This is a genomic window from Streptomyces sp. NPDC005263 (assembly GCF_042872365.1).
In the GTDB taxonomy this organism is placed as follows: Bacteria; Actinomycetota; Actinomycetes; order Streptomycetales; family Streptomycetaceae; genus Streptomyces.
In genome coordinates, this window is record NZ_JBIAKJ010000002.1 from 54,742 (window position 1) to 77,407 (window position 22,666).

Consider the following 22,666-nt stretch of genomic DNA (forward strand, 5'->3'; position numbering starts at 1 on the left):
CTGTGACGCCCTTATTGACACCGACCACGACGACGACTCGCACGGGGGTATGACCGCATGGCCGCAGGAGGTTTCTGCAAGCTGCCGACCGGCAGTGTGGTGGTGGCGCTGAACCTGCCCAGCCCCGCCGCCGAGAGCGTGGGCTCGGTCCGCGTCCTCGTCCATGCCCGCAACCGTGCGCGCGCCCTGACCAGGCTGCGCAACCTGGGCATGCGCGCGGTCTACCTGCGGGGCAACGCGGCCCCGCCGACGCCGGACGAGATCACCGCGGTCCTGCACCACCCGGACGGCTTGATATGGCGCACGGCACCTGACAACGGTGTCGGCGGACCGGAACTGGTCCAGGAGCTGTGGCGCCCCATCCGGGCGCTGCTGAGGCGCCCGACGACACCGGCGTGACCCCGCCGGCCGTGGGTGCGGTGGCGCCGGCCCCAGGGTCACCCCGTGACCGGGGACTCCGCGACGCAGCCGCCGGTGGCCACCAGGCCCTTGCCGCTCTGCTCCTCGAGCACCTTGCCCTTGTGGGTGATCTTGCACGTGACCTGGGCGCCCTCGGGGTCCGTGGCGACCGGCATGACGCCCGCGGGCATGATGCCGCGCAGGGTGACCGTCTTCGTCCACGGCAGCTTCGGCTTCGACACCGACTCGATCTTCGGCTCCATGGCCGTGCCGCCGCCACCGTGGAAGTCGATCGACTCGACGCCCTTCCCCGTGACCTCGTAGGTGACCTCGTACGTCTCGTCCACCGCCTTGTCGACCTTGTCGACCGTCTCGGAGCAGGAACTGAGGCCGAGCGCGAGGCCTGCGACGGCGGCGGAACAGACGGCGGCGCGGACGGTGCGGTTCATGGGATCCCCCCGGATCGTGAAGGTCGGAGCCCGCAGCCAATCGCAAAGGGAAAGTAAAGTCAACGGCTTATCAGGCCGCATGAACACACAGGTCAGCGGACCGCAACGGCCGGCTGTACCGCCGCTAGGCGACCACCGGCTTGCCGGACAGTTCGACGCCCGCCCCCCGCATCTCCTCCAGCGCCCGCTCGGTCGTGGCCTCGGCCACCCCGGCGGTCAGATCCAGCAGCACCTGGGTACGGAAGCCCTCCCGGGCCGCGTCCAGCGCGGTGGCGCGGACGCAGTGGTCGGTCGCGATGCCGACCACGTCCACCTCGTCGACCTCGCGGGCCCGCAGCCAGTCGGCGAGCGTCACCCCGTTCTCGTCGGCGCCCTCGAACCCGCTGTACGCCGCCGCGTACGCCCCCTTGTCGAAGACAGCGTCGATCGCGCCGGAGGCGACCACGGGGGCGAAGTTCGGGTGGAAGCCCACCCCCTCGGTGCCGGCGATGCAGTGGGCCGGCCAGGAGTGGACGTAGTCCGGGTTGTCGGCGAAGTGGCCGCCGGGCGCGATGTGGTGATCGCGGGTGGCGACGACGTGCTGGTACCCGGACCCGCCCGCCTGACCGATCAGCTCGGTGACGGCGGCGGCCACATCGGCACCACCGGCCACCGCGAGGCTGCCGCCCTCGCAGAAGTCGTTCTGCACGTCTACGACGATCAAGGCGCGGCGCATGGTCGGTGTCCTTCGACTATGGGGTCGGGGAAGAGAAGGGGTGCGGGCCCGGCCGGTGAACCTCCGAGCCTACGGACTTCCGGGGCGGGGCGGGAGGGGGCGTCGCAGGGCGCGAGCGACAGGGACGGGCGCACCCGCTCTAACTACCCGAGCGCCCCTGTACGTACTCCGTCGGAATGACCGGTTCCCCGCGGGACAGCTGGGTCGCCGACAGCGGCAGGCCCGCCCGGGCGGCCGTGTGCCGGTCGCGGGCCACGTCCAGCGGCTCCCGGGCGACGACCTCGCCGCCCCTGACCAACGGGACCAGCAGCTGACGCTCGGCCAGCTCGGCCGGCACCGGCCCGGTGCCGACGACCTCGGTCTCCGCGGCCCCGTACTGGTCCAGCCGCCGCGCGGCCCACTTGCGGCCGCCGACGGACGTCTTGCCGCCGGTGGACTTCTTCGCCACCGGCACCAGCGGGGCCTTCGGGTCCAAGGTCTCGGCGCGGGCGACCAGCTTGTAGACCATCGAGGCCGTCGGGTGCCCGGAGCCGGTCACCAGCTGGGTACCGACGCCGTACGCGTCCACGGGCGCCGCGGCCAGCGAGGCGATGGCGTACTCGTCCAGGTCCGAGGTCACGATGATCTTCGTGTCGGTGGCGCCCAGCTCGTCCAGCTGCTGCCGTACCCGGTGCGCGACCAGCAGCAGGTCCCCGGAGTCGATCCGCACGGCGCCCAGCTCGGGCCCGGCGACCGCCACGGCCGTCCGGACGGCCTCGGCGACGTCGTACGTGTCCACGAGCAGGGTGGTGCCCCGGCCGAGCGAGTCCACCTGGGCCTGGAAGGCGTCCCGTTCCTGGTCGTGCAGCAGGGTGAAGGCGTGGGCGGAGGTGCCCACGGTGGGAATGCCGTAGCGGAAACCGGCCGCCAGGTCCGAGGTGGTGGTGAAGCCGCCGACGTACGCGGCGCGCGCGGCGGCGACCGCGGCCAGCTCGTGGGTGCGGCGGGCCCCCATCTCGATCAGGGGGCGCTCACCTGCGGCGGAGGACATCCGGGAGGCGGCCGCCGCGATGGCCGAGTCGTGGTTGAGTATCGACAGGATCACGGTCTCGAGCAGCACGCACTCGGCGAACGAGCCCTCGACCCGCAGGATCGGCGAGCCCGGGAAGTAGACCTCGCCCTCGGGATAGCCCCAGACGTCACCCGAGAAGCGGTACGCGGCCAGCCAGTCCGACGTCGCCTCGTCGACGATGGAGCGCTCCCGCAGGAAGCCGAGGACGTCCGCGTCGAAACGGAAGTTCTCCACCGCGTCCAGGACGCGTCCGGTGCCGGCCACCACGCCGTAGCGGCGCCCCTCCGGCAAGCGCCGGGTGAAGACCTCGAACACGCTGCGCCGTTCGGCGGTACCCGCCTTCAAGGCGGCCTGCAGCATCGTCAGCTCGTACTGGTCCGTGAAGAGCGCCGTCGAAGGAACTTCCACCGGCAGCCCAAGGTCCGCTGTGTTCATACGAATGGATGCTACCCCCATCTCGTCAGTGTGACGATTTAAGGGGGGCGTGGCAGCATGGCCATGTGACGTCACCCGCTCCCCTAGAGATCGAACGCACCGAGTCGGCGGAGGAGGTCTTCGCCGTCCCCGAGTCGGACGTCCCCTGGATCACCATCGTCCACAACGACCCGGTCAACCTCATGAGCTATGTGACGTACGTCTTCCAGACGTACTTCGGCTACTCCAAGGACAAGGCCACCAAGCTCATGCTCGACGTCCACCACAAGGGCCGGGCGGTCGTCTCCAGTGGCACCCGCGAGGAGATGGAGCGCGACGTGCAGGCCATGCACGGCTACGGTCTGTGGGCCACGCTCCAGCAGGACCGCAAGTAGTCCGGCAGACCGCCGAGAAGCAGCCCAGCAGACCGCCAAGCAGCGAAAAGATTCCATGCCAGGACACTTCGAACCGCTCCCCGGCGGCGGCGCGGCCGTCGCCCTCGACGATGTCGAGATCTCCATCATCCGGTCGCTGGCCGTCCAGCTCCTGGAACTCATCGGCCCCGGCCCCGCCGAGGACGCCCCCGACGACCCGCTCGCCGAGCTGTTCGCCGAGGGCCCCAGCGAACCCCCGTCCGACCCGGTCCTCAAGCGGCTCTTCCCTGACGCCTACAGCGACCCGGAGGGCGCCCCCGGGCCCAAGCGCGCCGAGGAGGAACGCGAGTACTCCGCCGAGTTCCGCCGCTACACCGAGAACGACCTCAGGGCCGGCAAGCGGGAGAACGCCCTCGCGGTGATCCGCTCCCTGGACGCGCTCAGCCCGTCCGGCGAGGGCGGGGCGATCCTCAAGCTGGCGCCCGGTGAGTCCCAGCAGTGGCTGGGTTCCCTCAACGACCTGCGGCTGGCGATCGGCTCCCGTCTGGAGATCAGTGACGAGGACGACGGCGACCTCCTGTACCACCTCCCGGACGACGACCCGCGCAAGCCGATGGTGATGGCGTACCTGTGGCTGGGAGGGCTTCAGGAGACGCTCGTGACCACTCTGATGCCGTGAGCGCGGGGGAGTGCGGCGGAGTGTGAGGGGGCGCGGGGGAGCGTGGGTGACACAGGGCGAGCGCGGGTGAGCGCTGGGCTTATGCCCCATCTTGTGTAGATTCCGTGTTCGCTCAACGGACGCTCAAATCCGGATAACGATCACATCACCGCGGCGGGCACCTATGACCCTCCGCGGTGTTCTTTGTCCGGTTCTTCTTGTGCCCTGCGTCACATGTCACGCCAGTGATCAGTGTTGCGGCCGTGATAAATCTTCACGACCGCCCGGAGGACACCACCCATGTCCGTCCGGGTGCGCCACCGAGCCGGCGACCGCCGGCCAGGCACGAGCGGACTCCGCTCAGCTCCAGGAATGCGGGGGGATCGGGATCCGGTCCGTGGCCGACGAGAGGCCCGGGTCGGCATGGAGAAAGGCGCACCACACATGACCTCAGCGCAGGTCGACAAGGAAAAGGCCCCTAGAGAGTCGGAAGAGGGGTACGAGCGCGGACTCGGCAGCCGCCAGGTCCAGATGATCGCGATCGGCGGCGCCATCGGCGTCGGCCTCTTCCTGGGAGCCGGGGCGAACATCGCCAAGGCCGGACCCAGCCTGATCTTCATGTACGCCCTCGCGGGCGTCATCATCTTCTTCATCATGCGGGCGCTCGGCGAGCTCCTGCTCTACCGCCCGGTCTCCGGCTCGTTCGCGGAGTACTCGCGCGAGTTCCTCGGCCCGTTCTTCGGCTACTTCACCGGCTGGACGTACTGGCTGATGTGGGTGGTCACCGGTATGGCCGAACTGACGGCCGCCGCGATCTACGTGAACTACTGGTTCCCGTCCATCCCGCAGTGGGTGACGGCCCTGGTCTTCCTGGTGATCCTGTTCGGGGTCAACCTGATCTCCGTGAAGCTCTTCGGCGAGCTGGAGTTCTGGTTCTCGATGGTCAAGGTCACCGCCCTGATCGGCATGATCGTGATCGGCCTCGGCGTCCTCACCTTCGGCTTCAGCTCCGCCGGCGACACCGCCGCCGTCTCCAACCTGTGGGTCTTCGACGGCTTCTTCCCCAAGGGCATCGGCTCGTCCCTGATGACCCTCCAGGGCGTCATGTTCGCCTACCTGGCCGTCGAGCTGGTCGGCGTCACCGCCGGCGAGTCCGAGGACCCGGAGAAGACCCTCCCCAAGGCGATCAACACCCTGCCCTGGCGGATCGCGCTGTTCTACGTCGGCGCCCTCACCGTCATCCTGTGCGTGGTGAAGTGGACCGAGTTCGCCGACGGGGTGAGCCCCTTCGTTGAGGCCTTCGCCAAGATCGGCATCCCGGCGGGCGCCGGCATCGTCAACTTCGTCGTGCTGACCGCCGCGTTGTCCTCCTGCAACTCCGGCATGTACTCCACGGGCCGCATGCTGCGGAACCTGGCCGACAGCGGCGAGGCCCCCAGGGTCTTCAGCAAGCTGTCCGCGTCCCGGACCCCGGCCTTCGGCATCACCGTCTCGGTGCTCTTCATGGGCATCGGCGTGGTCCTCAACTACGTCGTCCCGGAGAAGGCCTTCGGCTACGTCACCTCGGTGGCCACCGCGGCCGGCATCTGGACCTGGCTGATGATCCTGATCAGCCACGTCCTCTACCGCCGCGCGGTCGAAGCGGGCCGCCTGCCCGCCTCCTCCTTCCCCGCGCCGGGCGGCTCGAAGTGCAGTTACGTCGCCATCGCCTTCCTGCTCTTCGTCACCGGCCTGATCGCGTACGACGCCGACGCCCGCGTCTGCCTCTACGTGATGGCGCTCTGGTTCGTGTGCCTGGGAATCGGCTGGCTGATCCTCAAGAGCCGCAACGCGGGCGGCACCGGCCGCCGCGACGCGCAGTTCGAGAAGGTCGCCAGCTAGCAGAGACCGGACGTCCGGCCACCGGGAACTCTCGTGGAGCCCCCGGCGGCCGCCGCTCAGGACGTCCGCCATGTGGGCCGCCCCGTACCACTCCTCGGTACGGGGTGGCCCCTTTGCTTATCCTGGCCAGCATGCTGACCATCACCCAGGCCCTGTTCGACCAGATCGTCGCCCACGCACGCGAGGACCACCCCGACGAGGCGTGCGGCGTGGTCGCGGGCCCGGCGGGCTCGGGCCGCCCCGAGCGTTTCGTGCCGATGCTGAACGCGGCCCGCTCGCCCACGTTCTACGAGTTCGACTCCGGCGACCTGCTCAAGCTCTACCGCGAGCTGGACGACCGGGACGAGGAACCCGTGATCATCTACCACTCCCACACGGCCACCGAGGCGTACCCGTCCCGCACCGACATCTCCTACGCCAACGAGCCCGGCGCGCACTACGTCCTCGTCTCCACCGCCGACACCGACGAGGCCGGCCCCTTCCAGTTCCGCTCGTTCCGGATCCTGGAGGGCGAGGTGACCGAGGAGGAGGTACAGGTCGTCGAGGCATACTGATCGTCGTACGCCCTGACAACTCGCCCTATCGGAGATGGTGTTGACGCGACGGACGACCGGTCACCGCCCCACGCTCGAGGACGTCGCACGGCGCTCGGGGGTGTCCAGGTCCACGGTGTCGCGGGTGATCAACGCGGAGCCCAGGGTGAGTGCCGAGGTCGTCGACCGCGTCCGGAAGGTGATCGTCGAACTGGGCTACGTGCCCAACCAGGCCGCCCGCCAACTGGTCACCCATCGCACCGGCGCAGTCGCGGTGGTGGCCGCCCAGCCGGAGAACCGCCTCTTCCTCGACCCGTTCTTCGACCTCCTCCTGCGCGGCATCCGCCGGGAACTCGCACGCCACGGCGCCCAGGCCGTCCTGCTGTTCCTGGACGACCCCGACGACTACGCACGGGTGGCCGACTACCTCGGCGGCGGCCATGTCGACGGCGCCCTCCTGTTCTCCCTGCGGCCCGGCGACCGACTGCACGAGATGGTCGACCGGATCGGCCTGCCCGCCGTCTTCGGCGGCCGTCCGCTGCTGCGCGACAGGGACCCCGAGCGAGGCGGCCAGGCCTACGTCGACGGCGACAACCGCGGGGGCGCCCGGCAGGCCGTCCAGCACCTGGTCTCGCTCGGCCGCTCCCGCATCGCCACCGTCACCGGTCCCTACGACCAGGAGAACTCCGCCGCCGACCGGCTCGCCGGGTACCGGGACGTGCTGCCCGCCGCCTCCCCGGACCTGATCGAGAGGGCCGACTACACCCTGCGGGGCGGCGCCGACGCGATGGCCGCACTGCTGCGGAGGCAGCCCGACCTGGACGCCGTCTTCGTCGCCTCGGACCTCATGGCGTCCGGCGCGCTGCAGACGCTGCGGGAGAGCGGACGCCGGGTCCCGCAGGACGTGGCCGTGGTCGGGTTCGACGACCTGGCGGAGATCGCCGAGTCGACCGAACCGCCGCTGACCACCGTCCACCAGGACGTCGAGGAGATGGGCCGCCTGATGGCCAGGCTGCTGTTCGACATCACACAAAACCCGGGCGCGCCGACCGGGTCCTCGGTGGTCGTGCCCACCCGACTGGTGCTCCGGGAGTCCGCGTGAGCTGGACAGTCTCACTCTCCGGATGCTGACCGACCACGATGTGAGACCGTACTCCGGGATCCGGACCGGGAATCGATACGATGAGCCCATGGTTCTTGACGACGTGAGCGAGAAGACGCCGGGCACGCTGCTCGTGGCGCGGCTGCACGTCGACCTGTGCAGGCTCGCCAGCGCCATCTGTTGACGCTGCCCCGTGCCGCCGTACGGCCGTGAGCCGGTGGGGGCACCTCCCGCGTGAGCGAGGCCGAGCGTGGGGGAACCTCACCCGTACAACCCAGCTGTACCGCGCTGACGTGCGCCCACCGACCTGACCACTTCCGACAGGAGCCCGCAACCATGGCCATCGAGGTCCGCATCCCGACCATCCTCCGCACCTACACCGACGGCCAGAAGGCGGTGGAAGGCAACGGGGACACCCTCGTCGAGCTCTTCGCCGACCTCGAGAGCCGTCATGCCGGAATCCAGGCCCGCATCGTGGACGGCGACCAGCTGCGCCGCTTCGTCAACGTCTACCTCAACGACGAGGACGTCCGGTTCCTGGACGGCATCAACACCAAGCTCGCCGACGGCGACAACGTGACGATCCTGCCGGCCGTGGCCGGCGGCATGGCCTAAGGCCCGCTGACCACCCATGCGTTACGACTCCCCGCTGGCCGCGGTGGGCAACACCCCTCTGGTGCTCCTGCCGCGGCTCTCGCCGTCCGCCGACGTCCGCGTCTGGGCCAAGCTGGAGGACCGCAACCCCACCGGCTCGGTCAAGGACCGGCCTGCCCTGTACATGATCGAACAGGCGGAGAAGGACGGCCGCCTGACGCCCGGCTGCACCATCCTCGAGCCGACCTCCGGCAACACCGGCATCTCCCTCGCCATGGCGGCCAAGCTCAAGGGCTACCGCATGGTGTGCGTGATGCCGGAGAACACCTCGCAGGAGCGCCGGGACCTGCTCGGCATGTGGGGCGCCGAGATCGTCCCCAGCCCCGCCGCGGGCGGCTCCAACACCGCCGTACGGGTCGCCAAGGAACTCGCCGCCGAGCACCCCGACTGGGTGATGCTCTACCAGTACGGCAACCCGGACAACGCGGGCGCCCACTACGCGACGACCGGCCCGGAGATCCTCGCCGACCTCCCGTCGATCACCCACTTCGTCGCGGGCCTCGGCACCACCGGCACCCTGATGGGCGTCGGCCGCTACCTGCGCGAGCACAAGCCGGACGTGCAGATCGTCGCCGCCGAACCGCGCTACGACGACCTGGTGTACGGCCTGCGCAACCTCGACGAGGGCTTCGTCCCCGAGCTGTACGACGCCTCCGTCCTCACCAGCCGCTTCTCCGTCGGCTCCGCCGACGCGGTCACCCGCACCCGCGAACTCCTCCAGCAGGAGGGCATCTTCGCGGGCGTCTCCACCGGCGCCGCCCTGCACGCGGCGATCGGCGTCGGCAGGAAGGCGCTGAAGGCGGGCGAGAGCGCGGACATCGCGTTCGTCGTCGCCGACGGCGGCTGGAAGTACCTCTCCACCGGCGTCTACACGGCGGCCACCACCGAGGAGGCCATCGAGGCGCTCCAGGGGCAGCTCTGGGCGTAGAGCCTGTCGTTCGGATCAGGCCCGGGGGTTCGGATCAGGCCCGGGGGCGCCGGAGGCGACCGTGCCTTCCCCGCCCCCGGGGCCTGAGCCCTACCTACCGAGCGAGGTGACGGACCCGGTCCCAGAGGACCGGGTCCACCGCCCCGGCCCGCCGCCGGAAATCCCCCAACGGCACCTCGCGCAGCTCCTGCGTCTCCAGGAAGCTCGCCCGCCCCTGCGCGTCACCGACCGAACCCGGCGGCAGGGGGATCACCCCGGCCCGCTCGACGTGGTACTTGCTGGTGATCTTCGCGACGGTTGCCCGGTCGCCACGCACCCCCAGCACCAGACAGGGCCGGTCCTTGGCCCGCCCCTCGCCCACGGCCGCCTCACCCGAGGTTCCCCCGGCGCCGAAACCCTCAGCAGACCCCCGTCTCGAGGCCCCCTCCGGTTCCGGCTCGTCCTCGTAGGGCACGATCGCCCACCAGATCTCCGCCGGCCGGGGCGGGGCACCGGAGCGCCCCGGACGCCCCGGGGGGCGGGTCCTGCGACCCGCGGGCCGGTGTCCCCGGCCCCAACCGTCGATGAGCGTGGCGACCAGTGCGAGCAGCACCACCGCCGCGAGCGCCAACCACCAGGACGTGTGCATGCCGACGACGGTACCGGCGCGCGACCCTCGACGCGCCCCCTCGTCAGCCTCACGCGCCTCCGGTCCAGCCGAACCGGTGACAGCACAGGTGAGTTCGCCCACAACAGCCCTTGCCGGAGGAGCGACCGGGTGTTTTGCGCCTTACGCTCGACGGACCGCACGACCCCCCGACGTCCTGTTCCCCGATCTTCTGAATTCCCGCCAGCGGAGGTTTCTGCTTTATGAAGCTCACCGTCGTCGGCTGCTCGGGGTCGTTCCCGTCCGCGGAATCGGCCTGTTCGAGCTACCTCATCGAGGCCGACGGCTTCCGGCTGCTTCTCGACATGGGCAACGGTGCCCTGGGTGAGCTGCAGCGCCACTGCGGTCTCTACGACCTCGACGCGATCTTCCTCAGCCATCTGCACGCCGACCACTGCATCGACATGTGCGCGTACTTCGTCGCGCGCTACTACCGCCACGACGGCGGCCGCTGCGCCCCGATCCCCGTCTACGGACCCGAGGGCACGGAACACCGCCTCACCACGGCCTACGCGGACACCCCCACCGCCTCCTCGATGAGCGAGGTCTTCGACTTCCACACGGTCAAGCCGTCGACCTTCGACATCGGCCCGTTCACCGTCCACACGGAACGCGTGGCCCACCCGGTCGAGGCGTACGGCATCCGCATCGAGCACGACGGGAAGGTCCTGACGTACTCCGGCGACACGGGCGTCACCCCGACGCTGGACGAACTCGCCCGGGACGCCGACCTGTTCCTGTGCGAGGCGGCCTTCACGCACGGCAAGGAGAACATCCCCGACCTGCACCTCAACGGTCGCGAGGCGGGCGAGACGGCCACCCGGGCAGGCGCCCGGAGGCTGATACTGACCCACATCCCCCCGTGGACCGACCCCCAGGCCAACCTCGCCGACGCGCGCACGACGTTCGACGGCCCGGTGGAACTGGCGAGGCCGAGGGCGTCGTACGAGATCTAGGTCCCGCGCCGGCAAGTACTACGACGTGACAGAGGCCCCGGAGCACACGGCTCCGGGGCCTCTTCGTCGCTGTCAGCGCCGGCTCACGCCTTCGTGAGGTCCTCGACCTCCTCCTCGGGCTCACGGCCCGGGGTCGGGAGGTTCCACTTGGTGATGGCGAAGCGGAAGACGGCGTAGTAGATGGCACCGAAGACCAGGCCGACGGGGAGCAACAGCCAGGGCTTGGTGGAGATGCCCCAGTTGATGAGGACGTCGGTCAGACCGGCCGAGAAGCTGAAGCCCATGTGCATGCCCAGCGCCCACGTCACGGCCATCGACACGGCGGTGAGCACCGCGTGGATCGCGTACAGCACCGGGGCGATGAACATGAACGAGAACTCGATCGGCTCGGTGACACCCGTGACGAACGAGGTCAGCGCCAGCGACACCATCATGCCCAGCACGGCCTTGCGGCGCTCCGGACGAGCGCTGTGCGCGATGGCGAGAGCGGCGGCCGGCAGACCGAACATCATGATCGGGAAGAAGCCGGTCATGAACAGACCGGCGGACGGGTCACCGGCGAAGAAGCGGGGCAGGTCGCCGTGGAAGACGGTGCCGGCGGAGTTGGTGTAGTCGCCGATCTGGAACCACGCCACGGAGTTGACGAACTGGTGCATGCCGATCGGGATCAGCGCCCGGTTGATCAGACCGAAGAGAGCCGCACCGAAGGAGCCGAGGCCGGTCATCCACTCACCGAAGTTGGTGATGACATCACCGATGGGCTGCCAGCCCAGCACCACCAGAACACCGAGGAGGGTACCGACGGCGGCCATGATGATCGGCACGAGCCGTCGGCCGTTGAAGAAGCCGAGCCAGTCGACGAGCCGCTTGCGGTGGTAGCGCTGCCACAGCACGGCCGTCAGCAGGCCGAGGACGATGCCGCCGAGTACACCCGGGTTCTGGAAGGTCGCGGCCTGCGCGGCCTCGTTGCCCTTCTGCCAGAAGCCTCCGAAGGGGGCGATGGGCGTGTAGGTCGCGCCCGCGTGCCCGTCCTTGATCGGGAACTGGTGGATCACCGCGTAGTAGGTCAGGAAGCTGACCACCGCGGCGAGCGCCGTCGAACCGTCGGCCTTCTTCGCGAAGCCGATGGCCACGCCTATGCAGAACAACAGCGGCAGCCCGAGGGAGCTGTCCAGAATGGCGCCGCCCGCTCCGGCGAACACCTTCGCCACGTCGGCCGGCAGATGCAGTTTCGCCTGGACGTCTGCCTGCCCAAGCCGCAGCAGCAGACCCGCCGCCGGCAGCACGGCAATCGGGAGCTGCAGGCTGCGGCCGACCTTCTGCAGTCCCTGGAACAGACCGGAACCCCGCTTTTTCGCGGGGGCCGCCGTTGCGGTGGCGGAGCTCATGATTCCTCCATCGATGGTGGTCTACACCATTCACTGGTGTAGACCACGTTGTAGCATGATGAAGGAGAGATAAGGAACCCGCGATTCCTCCGTAATTCCGCGTAATTGCGGGGTTACGACGTGCTACGTCCCCGCGGTGCCCACCTGCGGACGATTTCTGCGACCATCTGCGACCAAGCGGTTCGGATCAGGGAGAAGGAACATGGCCAGCAAGGCTGAGAAGATCGTTGCCGGTCTCGGCGGCATCGACAACATCGAAGAGGTCGAAGGCTGCATTACCCGCCTGCGGACCGAGGTCATCGACGCAGGCAAGGTCGACGAGGCCGCCCTGAAGGCCGCCGGCGCACACGGCGTCGTCAAGATGGGCACCGCGATCCAGGTCGTCATCGGCACCGACGCCGACCCCATCGCCGCGGAGATCGAAGACATGATGTGAAGCGCGGGAGTCATCCCCGGCTTCACCCCCGACTCCCAGCCGGGCCTCACTCCTGACGCCGCATCAGACCTCACCCCCTGAGGGGGCCCGTCCCACCGCGGGACGGGCCCTCGCGTCGGTACCACTAGGCTCATCGCCATGTCTCGAATCGACGGCCGCACCCCCGAACAACTCCGCCCGGTCACCATCGAACGCGGCTGGAGCAAGCACGCCGAGGGCTCCGTCCTCGTCTCCTTCGGCGACACCAAGGTCTTCTGCACCGCCTCCGTCACCGAAGGCGTCCCGCGCTGGCGCAAGGGCAGCGGCGAAGGCTGGGTCACCGCCGAGTACTCCATGCTGCCCCGCGCCACCAACACCCGAGGCGACCGCGAATCTGTCCGCGGCAAGATCGGCGGCCGCACCCACGAGATCAGCCGGCTCATCGGCCGCTCCCTGCGCGCCGTCATCGACTACAAGGCACTCGGCGAGAACACCATCGTCCTGGACTGCGACGTCCTCCAGGCCGACGGCGGCACCCGCACCGCCGCCATCACCGGCGCCTACGTCGCCCTCGCCGACGCCGTCTCCTGGGCCCAGGGCAAGAAGCTGGTCAAGGCCGGCCGCCAGCCCCTCACCGGAACGGTCAGCGCGGTCTCCGTCGGCATCGTCGGCTCCGTCCCGCTCCTCGACCTCTGCTACGAGGAGGACGTGCGCGCCGAGACCGACATGAACGTCGTCTGCACCGGCGACGGCCGCTTCGTCGAGGTCCAGGGCACCGCCGAGGCCGAACCCTTCGCCCGCGACGAACTCAACTCCCTCCTCGACCTGGCGGTCGCCGGCTGCGCCGACTTGGCGGCCCTGCAGCGCGCGGCACTTGATACCGTCCTCGAAAAGTAAAGGGCGCACCAAGAAGGACGGTCGGCACGGGCAACCGTGCCGACCGTCCCCGCGTCACTACCGGTACGGGCGCACGGCACACCACCGTGCGCCCGGCCAACACCAAGGGCCCGCCGGGGGCCTGACCAACGGGAGGAACAGATCCATGGCCGCGAGCCGACGCCGCCGTAGTCGCCGTACCGCCATCGCCGCCGCCGTCGCGGCCGTCGGGCTGACGGTCGGCCTCACCACCGGCTGCGACGCCGTGACCAAGGCCCTCGACTGTGTCCAGACCGCCGACGCCATCGCCGACAGCGTCACCGATCTCCAACAGGCCGTGGAGAGCGCGTCGAACGACCCGACGCAGCTGCAGGAGTCCCTCGACTCCATCGACAAGAACCTCGACGAGATCGGCGACAAGACCGACAACACCGACGTCAACAAGGCGGTCGACGACCTCGACGCCGCGGTCGGCAACGTCCGTACGGCGGTCAAGAACGGCGACCAGACGCCCGACCTCAGCCCGGTCACGGACGCGGCGGGCGAACTGACCAAGGTCTGCACGCCGTAGCCCCGCCCGGTGCGCCCGGGACACGCCGGGATACTGGTGGGCATGACCCGCCTGATCCTCGCCACCCGCAATGCCGGAAAGATCACCGAACTCCGCGCGATCCTCGCCGACGCAGCCCTGCCCCACGACCTCGTCGGCGCGGACGCCTACCCCGACATCCCCGACGTCAGGGAAACGGGCGTCACCTTCGCCGAGAACGCCCTGCTCAAAGCCCACGCCCTGGCCCAGGCGACGGGCCTGCCCGCCGTCGCCGACGACTCCGGCCTCTGCGTCGACGTCCTCAATGGCGCCCCCGGCATCTTCTCCGCCCGCTGGGCCGGCAAGCACGGAGACGACCGCGCCAACCTGGACCTGCTGCTGGCCCAACTCTCCGACATCGCCGACGAACACCGCGGCGCCCACTTCGCCTGCGCGGCGGCGCTCGCCCTGCCGGACGGCACGGAGCGAGTGGTCGAGGGCCGACTCCGGGGCACCCTGCGCCACACCCCCACCGGCACGAACGGCTTCGGCTACGACCCGATCCTCCAACCGGACGGCGAGACCCGCACGTGCGCCGAACTGAGCGCGGAAGAGAAGAACGCGATCAGCCACCGGGGGGAGGCGTTCCGGGGGCTGGTGCCGGTGGTTCGGGAGTTGTTGGGCTGAGGACAACGAAGGCTCGACTCGCGGAGTGCGTGAGCCGAGCCTTCGATTGCAAGGTCAGTGCGGCCGGTGGGACTCGAACCCACACGGGTGTGAACCCACTTGGACCTAAACCAAGCATGACTGCCAAATTCCATCACGGCCGCTCAAAAACGGTCATCAAGCTTGACCGGCAGCGTTCAGTGTACGGGCAGAGCCCGTTATGCGGCGAGTGGAACCCTCTTCTTCTGGCGACACCACGTCTCCGTCAGCGCATGACAGTTGGGGCACAGGTATCGCAGATTCTCCCGGCGGTTGTCGCGCCAGTCTCCGTTGACATGGTCGATCTGTAGTGTGATCGATCGGCCCAACCACTCGCCCGTGTTGCCGCAGGTCTCGCATGCATACGGCACTCCGATCTCGGTCAAGGCCCTGTGAAGCTGCGATCGGTTTGCGCGTCCTGCGTCGCTGGGCAGGACGACAAGCACGCGCTGGGAGATGGGTGCGGGGGCGGGGCGTTCTGGTTGCGCCCATGTCCGGCGCTTGAAGTGGCTCGTGTCCAGCCCGAGCCGGGTAGCCGCGCGCCGGACGCGGCGGTGATTGGTGTCGTTGACGTCCAGACCCAGGCTGCGCATGACATCCGCGTAGCTCTCGGATTGCTGCACGATGTCCCGAAGCCTGTCCTCGGGAATCGATACGCGCATGTGCGAAAAGTGCCCCGTTTCGATGGACTCGGCGTGCAGCATGCGGCTCAGGGTTGCCCGTGAGCGACTGTCGTCCGGTACACCCAGTGTGCGAGCCACGCCGCGCACACTGGTAGCTGTTGCTGCGGCTGCCCTGAGTTCTTCTGCGGTGAAGGGCAGGTCCACGTCGGGCTGGTCGATACCGGGAAAGTGGCGGATGTCGATACCTGCCACCTGGATGCGGCGCCGAATGTGCGACAGGGTGCCGGTGGCTGGGGTGGCACCCAGCTTCAGGGCCACTTCGCGCAGGGAGGACGACGAAGCGGCAGCTTCGGCGATGGCCGAGTCCGGATACTTGCGCCACGGGCTGCGCTTGACGAAGTGGCTTGTGTCGAGTCCATGCCCCGTTACTTTCTCCTGAAGTACACGCCTTTGCCCGCCGCTGGGCGTGAGCCCGAGTCGCCGCATCAGGTCAGTCCAGTTGTGGGCCTCGGCGACGACTGGTGCGAGCTGCTCCTTGCTGTACGGGGCTGCTCGTAGTGCGCGGCGTTCGGGGGTGGCGCTCATCGCCGGTCCCGGTGTGTCCTGCACGTCCATGTCGCCTCCGATCTCGGCCACACGTTCGTGACCTGCACGGAGTAACGAACCGTTTATCGCACGGTCACGCTCGGTCTGTTGATATGCTCCGGATCACAGTGAAGCCTTCCGGGCGCGGACTCTTGTCTGCTCGGGAGGTTTTTTTCATGACCTCAGCAGAGTTGGACATCCGCCCAGCCACCCCAGCCGATCGCCCCACCGTCGAACGCCTCTGGCTGCTCTTCCGGCATGACCTGTCCGAGTTCGGGGGGCAACTGCCCAATCGGGACGGGACGTTTCGCAGTGAGCGGTTGGAGGAGGCTTTCTCCGGTGGCCCGGACTGGGCGCCGTATCTGTTCAGGGTCGGCGGGAGTCCCGTCGGGTTCGCGTTCGTGCGGGCGCTCGGTGGGCCTGCCCGGGTGCTCAACAGCTTCTTTGTCGTGCGTGCGGTACGGAGGAGCGGGGTGGGGCTCCGGGCCATACGCGAGGTGGTCGCCGGGCATCCGGGGGACTGGGAGATTCCCTTTCAGTACGAGAACACCGGTGCCGTCCGCTTCTGGCGGCGGGTCGCGACCGAGCTCGTCGGGGAGGCGTGGACCGAGGAAGTCAGGCCGGATCCGGAGCGGCCCGACCTGACTCCCGACGTCTGGATCTCGTTCAGATACCCAGGTCCTTGATGATCTTCGCTACGTGACCGGTCGCCCGGACGTTGTACAGGGCCCGTTCGACCTTGCCCTCCTCGTCCACGACGATCGTGGAGCGGATGACGCCCAGGTACGTCTTGCCGTAGTTCTTCTTCTCGCCGTAGGCGGCGTAGACCTCGGTGACGGTCTTCTCGGGGTCTGCCAGGAGGGTGACCTTCAGGGACTCCTTCTCGCGGAACTTCGCCAGTTTCTCGGGCTTGTCCGGGGAGATGCCGACGACGTCGTAGCCGGCGGCGGCCAGGACGTCGAGGTTGTCCGTGAAGTCGCAGGCCTGCTTGGTGCAGCCTGGGGTCAGGGCAGCGGGGTAGAAGTAGACGATGACCTTGCGGCCCCGGTACTGCGACAGGGAGACCTCGTTGCCGTCGGCGTCGGGGAGGGTGAAGGCGGGGGCTACGTCCCCGGGCTGGAGTCGCTCGCTCATCGGGCAAGCGTAACCGGGGGTCCTGGCCGTGCGACCGCGCACGGAGCTGACAGACTGTCCAGGACAAGCAACTTTTCAGAACAATCAGCAGGCAGCAGCAACAGGCAGCAGCAACCGGTATCAGCTGACTTCGGAGGCCCTACGGTGGCGGACACGTCGGACACCAGAACCCCGGCGCAGATCGAGGCGGACATCAAACGCCGCCGCGAGAATCTGGCGGAGACGCTCGACGAGATCGGGGTGCGGGTGCACCCGAAGACGATCGTGGGCGACGCCAAGGCCAAGGTCGTGTCGAACATTGATCACTCGCTGGGGCGGGCCTATGTCGGGGTCAACCGGGTCGTGAGTGACGTCAAGTCCCAGTTCGTGGACGAGGAGGGTGCTCCTCGGCTGGAGCGGGTCGTTCCCGTCGCGCTGGTCGTCGTCGGGCTCGCGGGGCTGCTGGTCCTGGGCAGCCGGCGGCGGCAGAGCTGAACGAGGCCGACCCACCGGCTTACGGGCCGGGAGAAGCCAGGTAGGTTCAGTGCTGTGAGCGCCAAGAGAAAAGAGCACAGCACCCTGAACGACAAGCTGCCCATCCGGATGCTGCACGACCGAGTACTCGTGCGGCAGGACACCAGCGAGGGCGAGCGGCGTTCCGGTGGCGGGATCCTGATTCCGGCCACCGCGGCCGTCGGTCGTCGGCTGGCGTGGGCCGAGGTCGTGGCTGTGGGGCAGAACGTACGGACCGTGGAGCCTGGCGACCGGGTTCTGTTCGATCCGGAGGACCGCGCCGAGGTGGAGGTGCGGGGTGTCGCCTATGTGCTGATGCGTGAGCGTGACCTGCACGCGGTGGCCGCCGACCGGTTCGAGGGGTCCGAGGACTCGACGGGGCTGTATCTGTAATGCGCCTGTGAAGCAGCGATTCGAACGCAGCGATTCGAAAGCAGCGGTTCGAAAGAAGAGGGGCTGGTGACCATGGTCACCAGCCCCTTTCAGCTCACGGGGGGCGCCTAGCCCGCGCCGACCGTCGTGCCCTCGGTCGTGCCGCCGGCGTCCCCGCCGCTGCCGTCCGTGGTGCCTTCCGTGGTGCCGGCGTCGGTCTCCCCGCCGTTGCTGCCGTCCGTTGCGCCGCCGTCGGTGGCGCCGCCGTCCGTGGTGGGGTCGCCGCCGGTCGGGTCCCCGGTGGTGCCGGGTGTCCCCGTGCTCGGGTCGCCGGTGGTGCCGTCGGTGCCGCCGTCCGTGGTGGGGTCGGTGCCGGTCGGGTCCCCGCTGGGTGTTCCGGTGCTCGGGTCGCTGGTGGTGCCGTCCGTGGTGCCGCCGGTGTCCTGGCCGCCCGTGGTCGGGTCTACCGGGACCTCGGTGCTCGGGGCCTGGGACTCGTCGGAGCCCGGCTGGGTCTGCAGGTCGAAGTCGGTGACCGGCTTGCCCTTGAGGGCCTGCTCGGTGAACTGCGCCCAGATCTCCCCGGGCGGTCCGCCGCCGTTGACGCGATCCAGGCCCATCGCGCCGTACAGCGACTTGTGCGCGGCGGTCACCGGGTCCTGGCCCATGACGGAGACGACGGTGGCGAGGTCGGGGGTGTAGCCGGCGAACCAGGCCGCGGTGTCCTCCTCGGCGGTGCCGGTCTTGGCCGCGGCGGGGCGGCCGGCGGCCTGGGCGGCGGAGGCGGTGCCGTTGTCGACGACGCTCTGCAGGACGGCCGTCGTGGTGTCGGCGGCCTCGCGGCTGACTGCCTGGCTGGTCTGCTTCTCCGGCAGCGTGACCTCGCTCTTGCTGTCCTTGGTGATCTTGTCGACCAGGGTGTACGTGCCGTGCCGGCCGTGGTTGGCGAGGGTGGCGTAGGCCTCCGCCATGTCGAGGACGCTCGCCCGGGCCACGCCGAGCGCGACGGAGGGGCTGGCGACCAGCTCGGGGGTGGTGGCGGGGATGCCCAGGTCGATCGCGGTCTGCTTGACCTTGTCGGAGCCGACGTCCACGGCCATCTGGGCGTACACCGCGTTGATGGACCTGTCGGTGGCCTCGCGCACGGTGACGTCGCCGTAGGAGCCCTGGTCCTCGTTCTCCGGGGCGTACGTGCCACCGCTCCAGCCCTGGACGGGGCGTTTGTTGGTGCCGTCGTAGATCGTGTTCGGGTTGATGACGCGGCCGTCCTGCGTCTCGGAGTGGTTCTGGACGGCGGAGGTGAACACGAACGGCTTGAAGGTGGAGCCGACCTGGAAGTCGCGTCGGGTCACGCCGTTGGTGAACTGCTTGACGAAGTCGATGCCGCCGTACATGGCGACGACCTTGCCGGTCTTGGGGTCGACGGAGGCGCCGGCGGCGCGGACGTAGTTGTCGACCTTGCGGTTCTTCTTGTCGAGCTTGGAGATCACCTGGTCGTCGACGGCCTTGACGAAGGCGTCCTGCTTGCTCTTCTGCAGGGTGGTGGTGATGCGGTAGCCGCCCGCCTCCAGGTCGTCCGCGCTGATGATCTTGTTCGTGGTGAGGTACTGGTTGACCGCTTCGATGGCGTAGCCGCGCTGCCCGGACTTGCCGATGGCGACGGTCTTCTTCTTCGGCGCGGGGAAGGTGAGGTGGGCCCGCTCCGACTCGGCCAGCCAGCCCTTCTTGACCATGCCGTTCAGGACGTAGTTCCAGCGGGCCTGGGCGGCCGGCTTGTTCTCCGGGTGGGCGACGACGTCGTACTCGCTGGGCGCGTTGACCAGTGCGGCGAGGTAGGCGGCCTTGGCGGGGTCCAGCTGGGAGGCGTCGATGCCGTAGTACGCCTGGGCGGCGGCCTGGATGCCGTAGGCGTTGCGGCCGAAGTAGCTGGTGTTGAGGTAGCCCTCGAGGATCTGGTCCTTGGACTCCGTGCGGTCCAGCTTGATCGCGATGAAGAACTCCTTCACCTTGCGGGTGACGGTCTGCTCCTGGGCCAGGTAGTAGTTCTTCACGTACTGCTGGGTGATCGTGGACCCGGACTGCTTGCCCTTGCCGGTGGCGGTGTTCCAGCCGGCGCGGAGCATCGCCTTGGGGTCGATCGCGGACTCGGTGTAGAAGTCGCGGTCCTCGGCGGCCAGCACGGCGTGCTGGGCCTCCTTGGACACCTGGGAGAGGGGGATGATCTCCCGGTTGACCTCGCCGTCGCGGGCCAGCTGGCTGCCGTCCGAGTAGAGGTAGACGTTGCTCTGCTTGATGGCGAACGCGTTGGCCGACGGGATCTGGACCATCGAGTAGCCGAGGAAGAACAGGCCGGTCAGCAGCAGGACGCCCAGGATGAACGTGCCGAGCACGGTGCGCCAGGTCGGGATGATCCGCCGCCAGCCGGTGCGCGCCGGCCGCTTGGACTTCTTCCCGGCCGACGCCTCGGCCGTGGGCGCCTCTACCGCGGACGCCCCGGCGGCGGGCGACTCGGCGGCGGGCCCTTCGGCCGCGCGCGCCTCCGCGGTGGACGCTTCGGCGGCGGGTACCACGGTCACCGGCATCACGGCGGTCCCCTCGGCCGCGGGCACTCCGGCCGTTTCCGGCTCTCTCGGCGCCCAGCCCTTTTTCGGCTGCTGCGGCTGCGGCTCGTCGCTCATGTCGTGCACGGACTCCTGTTTCGCGTCTTACGTTCCCGTACGCCTCGTGCGCCTTCTGCGCCCCCTGCTGAAGACTCTCGCACCCGGCGTTCCGTTCCCGGATATGGCGCGCGTCTCGCCCGGAAAATGGCCCGCCCGCCCGGCCGTCCCTCCGTGCACCGGGCTGCCGTGCTTCGGTGTCCGGCGTGGGTGAGGAGAACCGTGGGCGGGGGTTCGGGGAGAGCGGTGCGCGGCCGTCGGGACGCGGCTCCAGACGATACGCGACGTATCGGACGGTGACGGTCGCGGGGGTGTCCGGCCCGCGGGTGCCGGAGTCGGCCCGCGCTGGAGTGGCCCAACAGGCGGGATCCGCGGCGGAGTTGACCCGGGTCGGGCGCGCCGGTCGCGTGCTCGGGCCAGGTCACCGGCCCGAAAAGGGCTCGCCCGCCCGGTCGTCCGCCTACTAGGCTCCTGCGCTTCGGTGTCCGGCGGGTGAGGAGGGCCGTGGGTGTGGGTTCGGCACGGCTGTACGGGGCCGTCGCGGCGGGGGCATTCCGGCGGTACGCGACCTATCGGGCGGCCACGGCGGCGGGGGTTTTCACCAACACCGTCTTCGGGCTGATCATGGTGTTCACGTACACGGCTCTGTGGGACGAGCGGCCGGGGCTGGGCGGGTACGACCTGGCGGAGGCGCTCACCTATGTGTGGGTCGGCCAGTCGCTGTTCAAGACGGTGGCGTCCGGTGGCGGGGGTGTCGAGAACGAGCTGATGGAGCGTATCCGCACGGGGGATGTGGCGATCGACCTGTACCGGCCGGTGGACCTCCAACTGTGGTGGCTGTCGGCGGACTTGGGGCGGGCGGGCTTCGAGCTGCTGGGGCGCGGGGTGGCGCCCTTCGTGGTCGGGGCGCTGTGTTTCCGGCTGGCGCTGCCCTCGGATCCGCTGCTCTGGGCCGCGTTCCTGGGCACGGTGGCGCTCGCGGTGGTGGTCAGCTTCGCGATCCGGTACCTGGTCGCGCTGACCGCGTTCTGGCTGATGGACGGCACCGGCGTCGTGCAGATGGCGTGGCTCCTCGGGTGGTTCTGCTCCGGGATGATGCTGCCCCTGAACGTGTTCCCGGGGGTCTTGGGAGAGGTCGTACGGGTGCTGCCGTGGTCGTCGCTGCTCCAGGCGCCGGCGGATGTGCTGCTGGGGCACGCCGACCCGTGGAGCACCTTCGCCTTCCAGGGGACGTGGGCGCTGGTGCTGCTGGCGGCCGGGCGGTTGGTGCAGTCGGTGGCGACGCGGCGGGTGGTGGTCCAGGGTGGTTGAGCTCGGCCGGTTCACCGAGGGGGTGCGCGCGTACCGCCTGATCTCGGCGATGTGGATCCGCTCCACGATGGCGTACCGCGCCTCCTTCGTCATGACCACGTTCGGGAGCTTCGCGACGACCGCGCTGGAGTTCGTGGCGCTGGTGCTGATGTTCTCGCAGGTGGACGCGCTGGGTGGTTACTCGCTGCCGGAGATCGCCTTCCTGTACGGTCTGGCCTCCACCACGTTCGGGGCCGCCGACATGGCGGTCGGTTCGATCGAGCGGCTGGGGCAGCGGGTGCGTGACGGCACGCTGGACACGCTGCTGGTGCGGCCCGCGCCCGCGCTCGCGCAGATGGCCGCCGACCGTTTCGCGCTGCGCCGCGTGGGCCGGGTCCTGCAAGGGGCGCTGGTCCTGGGGTACGCGCTGACCAGCGCGGACATCGACTGGACGGTGCTGAAGGTACTGCTGATGCCGGTGATGCTGGTCAGCGGGTTCGCGATCTTCTGCGCGGTGTTCGTGGCGGGCGCGGCCTTCCAGTTCGTGGCGCAGGACGCGGCGGAGGTGCAGAACGCGTTCACGTACGGCGGTACGACGATGCTGCAGTATCCGCCGACCCTGTTCGCGACGGAGCTGGTGCGTGGGGTGACGTTCGTGTTGCCGCTCGCCTTCGTCAACTGGGTGCCCGGCACCTATGTGCTGGGGCGGCCGTATCCGCTGGGGCTGCCGCAGTGGGTGGCGTTCACGCCGCCGCTGGTGGCGGTGGCGTGCTGCGCGCTCGCCGGGCTGGCCTGGCGGGCGGGGCTGCGGTCGTATCGGAGCACGGGAAGCTGAGGACT

At 69.4% G+C, this 22,666-nt stretch carries 27 protein-coding genes and 1 tRNA gene; 19 read left to right on the forward strand and 9 right to left on the reverse strand.

Going from position 1 to position 22,666, the window contains the following annotated elements; translation table 11 throughout:
- The first annotated feature begins 57 nt into the window (after positions 1 to 57).
- The gene (locus ACFYRY_RS07580) at positions 58 to 399 is read left to right on the forward strand and encodes a hypothetical protein (protein ID WP_389141231.1); all 342 of its coding nucleotides are present in this window, start codon (positions 58 to 60) and stop codon (positions 397 to 399) included.
- Positions 400 to 437: 38 nt separating this feature from the next.
- On the opposite strand, the gene ACFYRY_RS07585 is transcribed toward ACFYRY_RS07580, so the two are convergent.
- From ACFYRY_RS07585 to ACFYRY_RS07595, 3 genes are all read right to left on the reverse strand, one after another.
- A complete protein-coding gene (locus ACFYRY_RS07585) occupies positions 438 to 848 on the reverse strand; it encodes an MmpS family transport accessory protein (protein WP_389141233.1) in 411 nt (136 codons plus the stop codon).
- Between the two features lie 124 nt (positions 849 to 972).
- The gene (locus ACFYRY_RS07590) at positions 973 to 1,563 is read right to left on the reverse strand and encodes an isochorismatase family protein (protein ID WP_389141235.1); all 591 of its coding nucleotides are present in this window, start codon (positions 1,561 to 1,563) and stop codon (positions 973 to 975) included.
- A gap of 139 nt (positions 1,564 to 1,702) precedes the next feature.
- On the reverse strand, positions 1,703 to 3,049 hold the full coding sequence (locus tag ACFYRY_RS07595; RefSeq protein ID WP_389141237.1) for a nicotinate phosphoribosyltransferase: 1,347 nt from the start codon (positions 3,047 to 3,049) through the stop codon (positions 1,703 to 1,705).
- A gap of 8 nt (positions 3,050 to 3,057) precedes the next feature.
- Here ACFYRY_RS07595 and clpS point away from each other — a divergent pair, with 8 nt between their 5' ends.
- The 8 genes from clpS to ACFYRY_RS07635 all read left to right on the forward strand — a co-directional run bounded on the left by clpS (position 3,058) and on the right by ACFYRY_RS07635 (position 9,158).
- A complete protein-coding gene (clpS, locus tag ACFYRY_RS07600) occupies positions 3,058 to 3,423 on the forward strand; it encodes an ATP-dependent Clp protease adapter ClpS (RefSeq protein ID WP_389141239.1) in 366 nt (121 codons plus the stop codon).
- A gap of 55 nt (positions 3,424 to 3,478) precedes the next feature.
- The gene (locus tag ACFYRY_RS07605; protein WP_389141241.1) at positions 3,479 to 4,081 is read left to right on the forward strand and encodes a DUF2017 domain-containing protein; all 603 of its coding nucleotides are present in this window, start codon (positions 3,479 to 3,481) and stop codon (positions 4,079 to 4,081) included.
- Positions 4,082 to 4,504: 423 nt separating this feature from the next.
- Entirely contained in the window at positions 4,505 to 5,941 is a 1,437-nt protein-coding gene (locus ACFYRY_RS07610; RefSeq protein WP_389141243.1) for an amino acid permease, read from the forward strand.
- A 131-nt stretch (positions 5,942 to 6,072) separates the two neighbouring features.
- On the forward strand, positions 6,073 to 6,495 hold the full coding sequence (locus ACFYRY_RS07615) for a Mov34/MPN/PAD-1 family protein (protein WP_389141245.1): 423 nt from the start codon (positions 6,073 to 6,075) through the stop codon (positions 6,493 to 6,495).
- A 34-nt stretch (positions 6,496 to 6,529) separates the two neighbouring features.
- Entirely contained in the window at positions 6,530 to 7,576 is a 1,047-nt protein-coding gene (locus ACFYRY_RS07620; RefSeq protein ID WP_389141247.1) for a LacI family DNA-binding transcriptional regulator, read from the forward strand.
- Positions 7,577 to 7,664: 88 nt separating this feature from the next.
- On the forward strand, positions 7,665 to 7,760 hold the full coding sequence (locus ACFYRY_RS07625; RefSeq protein WP_324606347.1) for a putative leader peptide: 96 nt from the start codon (positions 7,665 to 7,667) through the stop codon (positions 7,758 to 7,760).
- Between the two features lie 152 nt (positions 7,761 to 7,912).
- Positions 7,913 to 8,191, forward strand: a complete 279-nt coding sequence (locus tag ACFYRY_RS07630; RefSeq protein ID WP_389141250.1) for a MoaD/ThiS family protein — start codon at positions 7,913 to 7,915, stop codon at positions 8,189 to 8,191.
- Positions 8,192 to 8,207: 16 nt separating this feature from the next.
- Positions 8,208 to 9,158 carry a PLP-dependent cysteine synthase family protein gene (locus ACFYRY_RS07635; RefSeq protein ID WP_389141252.1) on the forward strand — a complete coding sequence of 317 codons (951 nt, stop codon included), beginning with the start codon at positions 8,208 to 8,210 and terminating at the stop codon, positions 9,156 to 9,158.
- A 94-nt stretch (positions 9,159 to 9,252) separates the two neighbouring features.
- Here ACFYRY_RS07635 and ACFYRY_RS07640 read toward each other — a convergent pair whose 3' ends face one another.
- Positions 9,253 to 9,786, reverse strand: a complete 534-nt coding sequence (locus tag ACFYRY_RS07640) for a type II toxin-antitoxin system PemK/MazF family toxin (protein WP_389141254.1) — start codon at positions 9,784 to 9,786, stop codon at positions 9,253 to 9,255.
- Positions 9,787 to 10,007: 221 nt separating this feature from the next.
- On the opposite strand from ACFYRY_RS07640, the gene ACFYRY_RS07645 reads away from it, so the two are divergent.
- Positions 10,008 to 10,760, forward strand: a complete 753-nt coding sequence (locus tag ACFYRY_RS07645; RefSeq protein ID WP_389141256.1) for an MBL fold metallo-hydrolase — start codon at positions 10,008 to 10,010, stop codon at positions 10,758 to 10,760.
- Positions 10,761 to 10,843: 83 nt separating this feature from the next.
- Here the strand turns inward: ACFYRY_RS07645 and ACFYRY_RS07650 are convergent, their stop codons facing one another.
- Entirely contained in the window at positions 10,844 to 12,148 is a 1,305-nt protein-coding gene (locus ACFYRY_RS07650; protein ID WP_389141258.1) for a PTS transporter subunit EIIC, read from the reverse strand.
- A 202-nt stretch (positions 12,149 to 12,350) separates the two neighbouring features.
- Here ACFYRY_RS07650 and ACFYRY_RS07655 point away from each other — a divergent pair, with 202 nt between their 5' ends.
- The 4 genes from ACFYRY_RS07655 to rdgB all read left to right on the forward strand — a co-directional run bounded on the left by ACFYRY_RS07655 (position 12,351) and on the right by rdgB (position 14,655).
- Positions 12,351 to 12,584 carry a glucose PTS transporter subunit EIIB gene (locus tag ACFYRY_RS07655; protein WP_107439586.1) on the forward strand — a complete coding sequence of 78 codons (234 nt, stop codon included), beginning with the start codon at positions 12,351 to 12,353 and terminating at the stop codon, positions 12,582 to 12,584.
- Positions 12,585 to 12,722: 138 nt separating this feature from the next.
- Positions 12,723 to 13,460, forward strand: coding sequence for a ribonuclease PH (gene rph, locus ACFYRY_RS07660; protein ID WP_356769276.1), 738 nt, complete (start codon positions 12,723 to 12,725; stop codon positions 13,458 to 13,460).
- A 145-nt stretch (positions 13,461 to 13,605) separates the two neighbouring features.
- A complete protein-coding gene (locus ACFYRY_RS07665; protein WP_389141261.1) occupies positions 13,606 to 14,010 on the forward strand; it encodes a hypothetical protein in 405 nt (134 codons plus the stop codon).
- A 42-nt stretch (positions 14,011 to 14,052) separates the two neighbouring features.
- Positions 14,053 to 14,655: an RdgB/HAM1 family non-canonical purine NTP pyrophosphatase gene (gene rdgB / locus ACFYRY_RS07670; protein WP_389141263.1), complete on the forward strand. Its 603-nt coding sequence runs from the start codon at positions 14,053 to 14,055 to the stop codon at positions 14,653 to 14,655.
- Positions 14,656 to 14,713: 58 nt separating this feature from the next.
- Here the strand turns inward: rdgB and ACFYRY_RS07675 are convergent.
- Together ACFYRY_RS07675 and ACFYRY_RS07680 are read right to left on the reverse strand one after the other, a co-directional pair.
- Positions 14,714 to 14,798: transfer RNA gene (locus ACFYRY_RS07675), tRNA-Leu, on the reverse strand.
- Positions 14,799 to 14,852: 54 nt separating this feature from the next.
- A complete protein-coding gene (locus ACFYRY_RS07680; protein ID WP_389141265.1) occupies positions 14,853 to 15,932 on the reverse strand; it encodes an HNH endonuclease in 1,080 nt (359 codons plus the stop codon).
- Between the two features lie 125 nt (positions 15,933 to 16,057).
- Here ACFYRY_RS07680 and ACFYRY_RS07685 point away from each other — a divergent pair, with 125 nt between their 5' ends.
- Positions 16,058 to 16,567, forward strand: coding sequence for a GNAT family N-acetyltransferase (locus ACFYRY_RS07685; RefSeq protein ID WP_389143630.1), 510 nt, complete (start codon positions 16,058 to 16,060; stop codon positions 16,565 to 16,567).
- Here ACFYRY_RS07685 and bcp read toward each other — a convergent pair.
- Complete coding sequence (bcp, locus tag ACFYRY_RS07690) at positions 16,548 to 17,015, reverse strand: thioredoxin-dependent thiol peroxidase (protein WP_389141267.1); 468 nt, start codon at positions 17,013 to 17,015, stop codon at positions 16,548 to 16,550. The genes ACFYRY_RS07685 and bcp overlap by 20 nt on opposite strands.
- A 144-nt stretch (positions 17,016 to 17,159) precedes the next feature.
- On the opposite strand from bcp, the gene ACFYRY_RS07695 reads away from it, so the two are divergent.
- Both ACFYRY_RS07695 and ACFYRY_RS07700 read left to right on the forward strand, forming a co-directional pair.
- Entirely contained in the window at positions 17,160 to 17,489 is a 330-nt protein-coding gene (locus tag ACFYRY_RS07695; protein ID WP_389141269.1) for a DUF3618 domain-containing protein, read from the forward strand.
- 54 nt (positions 17,490 to 17,543) lie between these two features.
- Complete coding sequence (locus tag ACFYRY_RS07700; protein WP_356769291.1) at positions 17,544 to 17,900, forward strand: co-chaperone GroES; 357 nt, start codon at positions 17,544 to 17,546, stop codon at positions 17,898 to 17,900.
- 107 nt (positions 17,901 to 18,007) lie between these two features.
- Here the strand turns inward: ACFYRY_RS07700 and ACFYRY_RS07705 are convergent, their stop codons facing one another.
- Entirely contained in the window at positions 18,008 to 20,557 is a 2,550-nt protein-coding gene (locus tag ACFYRY_RS07705) for a transglycosylase domain-containing protein (RefSeq protein ID WP_389141271.1), read from the reverse strand.
- Positions 20,558 to 21,040: 483 nt separating this feature from the next.
- Here ACFYRY_RS07705 and ACFYRY_RS07710 point away from each other — a divergent pair, with 483 nt between their 5' ends.
- Positions 21,041 to 21,847: an ABC transporter permease gene (locus tag ACFYRY_RS07710; protein ID WP_389141273.1), complete on the forward strand. Its 807-nt coding sequence runs from the start codon at positions 21,041 to 21,043 to the stop codon at positions 21,845 to 21,847.
- Positions 21,848 to 21,896: 49 nt separating this feature from the next.
- A complete protein-coding gene (locus tag ACFYRY_RS07715; RefSeq protein WP_389143633.1) occupies positions 21,897 to 22,661 on the forward strand; it encodes an ABC transporter permease in 765 nt (254 codons plus the stop codon).
- The last annotated feature ends 5 nt before the right edge of the window (positions 22,662 to 22,666 follow it).

What these genes read in the sequence shown, in the direction of transcription:
- ACFYRY_RS07580 (WP_389141231.1), top strand. Translation starts at nt 58, where the DNA reads ATGGCCGCAGGAGGTTTCTGCAAGCTGCCGACCGGCAGTGTGGTGGTG.
- ACFYRY_RS07585 (WP_389141233.1), bottom strand. Translation starts at nt 848, where the DNA reads ATGAACCGCACCGTCCGCGCCGCCGTCTGTTCCGCCGCCGTCGCAGGC.
- ACFYRY_RS07590 (WP_389141235.1), bottom strand. Translation starts at nt 1,563, where the DNA reads ATGCGCCGCGCCTTGATCGTCGTAGACGTGCAGAACGACTTCTGCGAG.
- ACFYRY_RS07595 (WP_389141237.1), bottom strand. Translation starts at nt 3,049, where the DNA reads ATGAACACAGCGGACCTTGGGCTGCCGGTGGAAGTTCCTTCGACGGCG.
- clpS (WP_389141239.1), top strand. Translation starts at nt 3,058, where the DNA reads ATGCTACCCCCATCTCGTCAGTGTGACGATTTAAGGGGGGCGTGGCAG.
- ACFYRY_RS07605 (WP_389141241.1), top strand. Translation starts at nt 3,479, where the DNA reads ATGCCAGGACACTTCGAACCGCTCCCCGGCGGCGGCGCGGCCGTCGCC.
- ACFYRY_RS07610 (WP_389141243.1), top strand. Translation starts at nt 4,505, where the DNA reads ATGACCTCAGCGCAGGTCGACAAGGAAAAGGCCCCTAGAGAGTCGGAA.
- ACFYRY_RS07615 (WP_389141245.1), top strand. Translation starts at nt 6,073, where the DNA reads ATGCTGACCATCACCCAGGCCCTGTTCGACCAGATCGTCGCCCACGCA.
- ACFYRY_RS07620 (WP_389141247.1), top strand. Translation starts at nt 6,530, where the DNA reads ATGGTGTTGACGCGACGGACGACCGGTCACCGCCCCACGCTCGAGGAC.
- ACFYRY_RS07625 (WP_324606347.1), top strand. Translation starts at nt 7,665, where the DNA reads ATGGTTCTTGACGACGTGAGCGAGAAGACGCCGGGCACGCTGCTCGTG.
- ACFYRY_RS07630 (WP_389141250.1), top strand. Translation starts at nt 7,913, where the DNA reads ATGGCCATCGAGGTCCGCATCCCGACCATCCTCCGCACCTACACCGAC.
- ACFYRY_RS07635 (WP_389141252.1), top strand. Translation starts at nt 8,208, where the DNA reads ATGCGTTACGACTCCCCGCTGGCCGCGGTGGGCAACACCCCTCTGGTG.
- ACFYRY_RS07640 (WP_389141254.1), bottom strand. Translation starts at nt 9,786, where the DNA reads ATGCACACGTCCTGGTGGTTGGCGCTCGCGGCGGTGGTGCTGCTCGCA.
- ACFYRY_RS07645 (WP_389141256.1), top strand. Translation starts at nt 10,008, where the DNA reads ATGAAGCTCACCGTCGTCGGCTGCTCGGGGTCGTTCCCGTCCGCGGAA.
- ACFYRY_RS07650 (WP_389141258.1), bottom strand. Translation starts at nt 12,148, where the DNA reads ATGAGCTCCGCCACCGCAACGGCGGCCCCCGCGAAAAAGCGGGGTTCC.
- ACFYRY_RS07655 (WP_107439586.1), top strand. Translation starts at nt 12,351, where the DNA reads ATGGCCAGCAAGGCTGAGAAGATCGTTGCCGGTCTCGGCGGCATCGAC.
- rph (WP_356769276.1), top strand. Translation starts at nt 12,723, where the DNA reads ATGTCTCGAATCGACGGCCGCACCCCCGAACAACTCCGCCCGGTCACC.
- ACFYRY_RS07665 (WP_389141261.1), top strand. Translation starts at nt 13,606, where the DNA reads ATGGCCGCGAGCCGACGCCGCCGTAGTCGCCGTACCGCCATCGCCGCC.
- rdgB (WP_389141263.1), top strand. Translation starts at nt 14,053, where the DNA reads ATGACCCGCCTGATCCTCGCCACCCGCAATGCCGGAAAGATCACCGAA.
- ACFYRY_RS07685 (WP_389143630.1), top strand. Translation starts at nt 16,058, where the DNA reads ATGACCTCAGCAGAGTTGGACATCCGCCCAGCCACCCCAGCCGATCGC.
- bcp (WP_389141267.1), bottom strand. Translation starts at nt 17,015, where the DNA reads ATGAGCGAGCGACTCCAGCCCGGGGACGTAGCCCCCGCCTTCACCCTC.
- ACFYRY_RS07705 (WP_389141271.1), bottom strand. Translation starts at nt 20,557, where the DNA reads ATGAGCGACGAGCCGCAGCCGCAGCAGCCGAAAAAGGGCTGGGCGCCG.
- ACFYRY_RS07715 (WP_389143633.1), top strand. Translation starts at nt 21,897, where the DNA reads ATGTGGATCCGCTCCACGATGGCGTACCGCGCCTCCTTCGTCATGACC.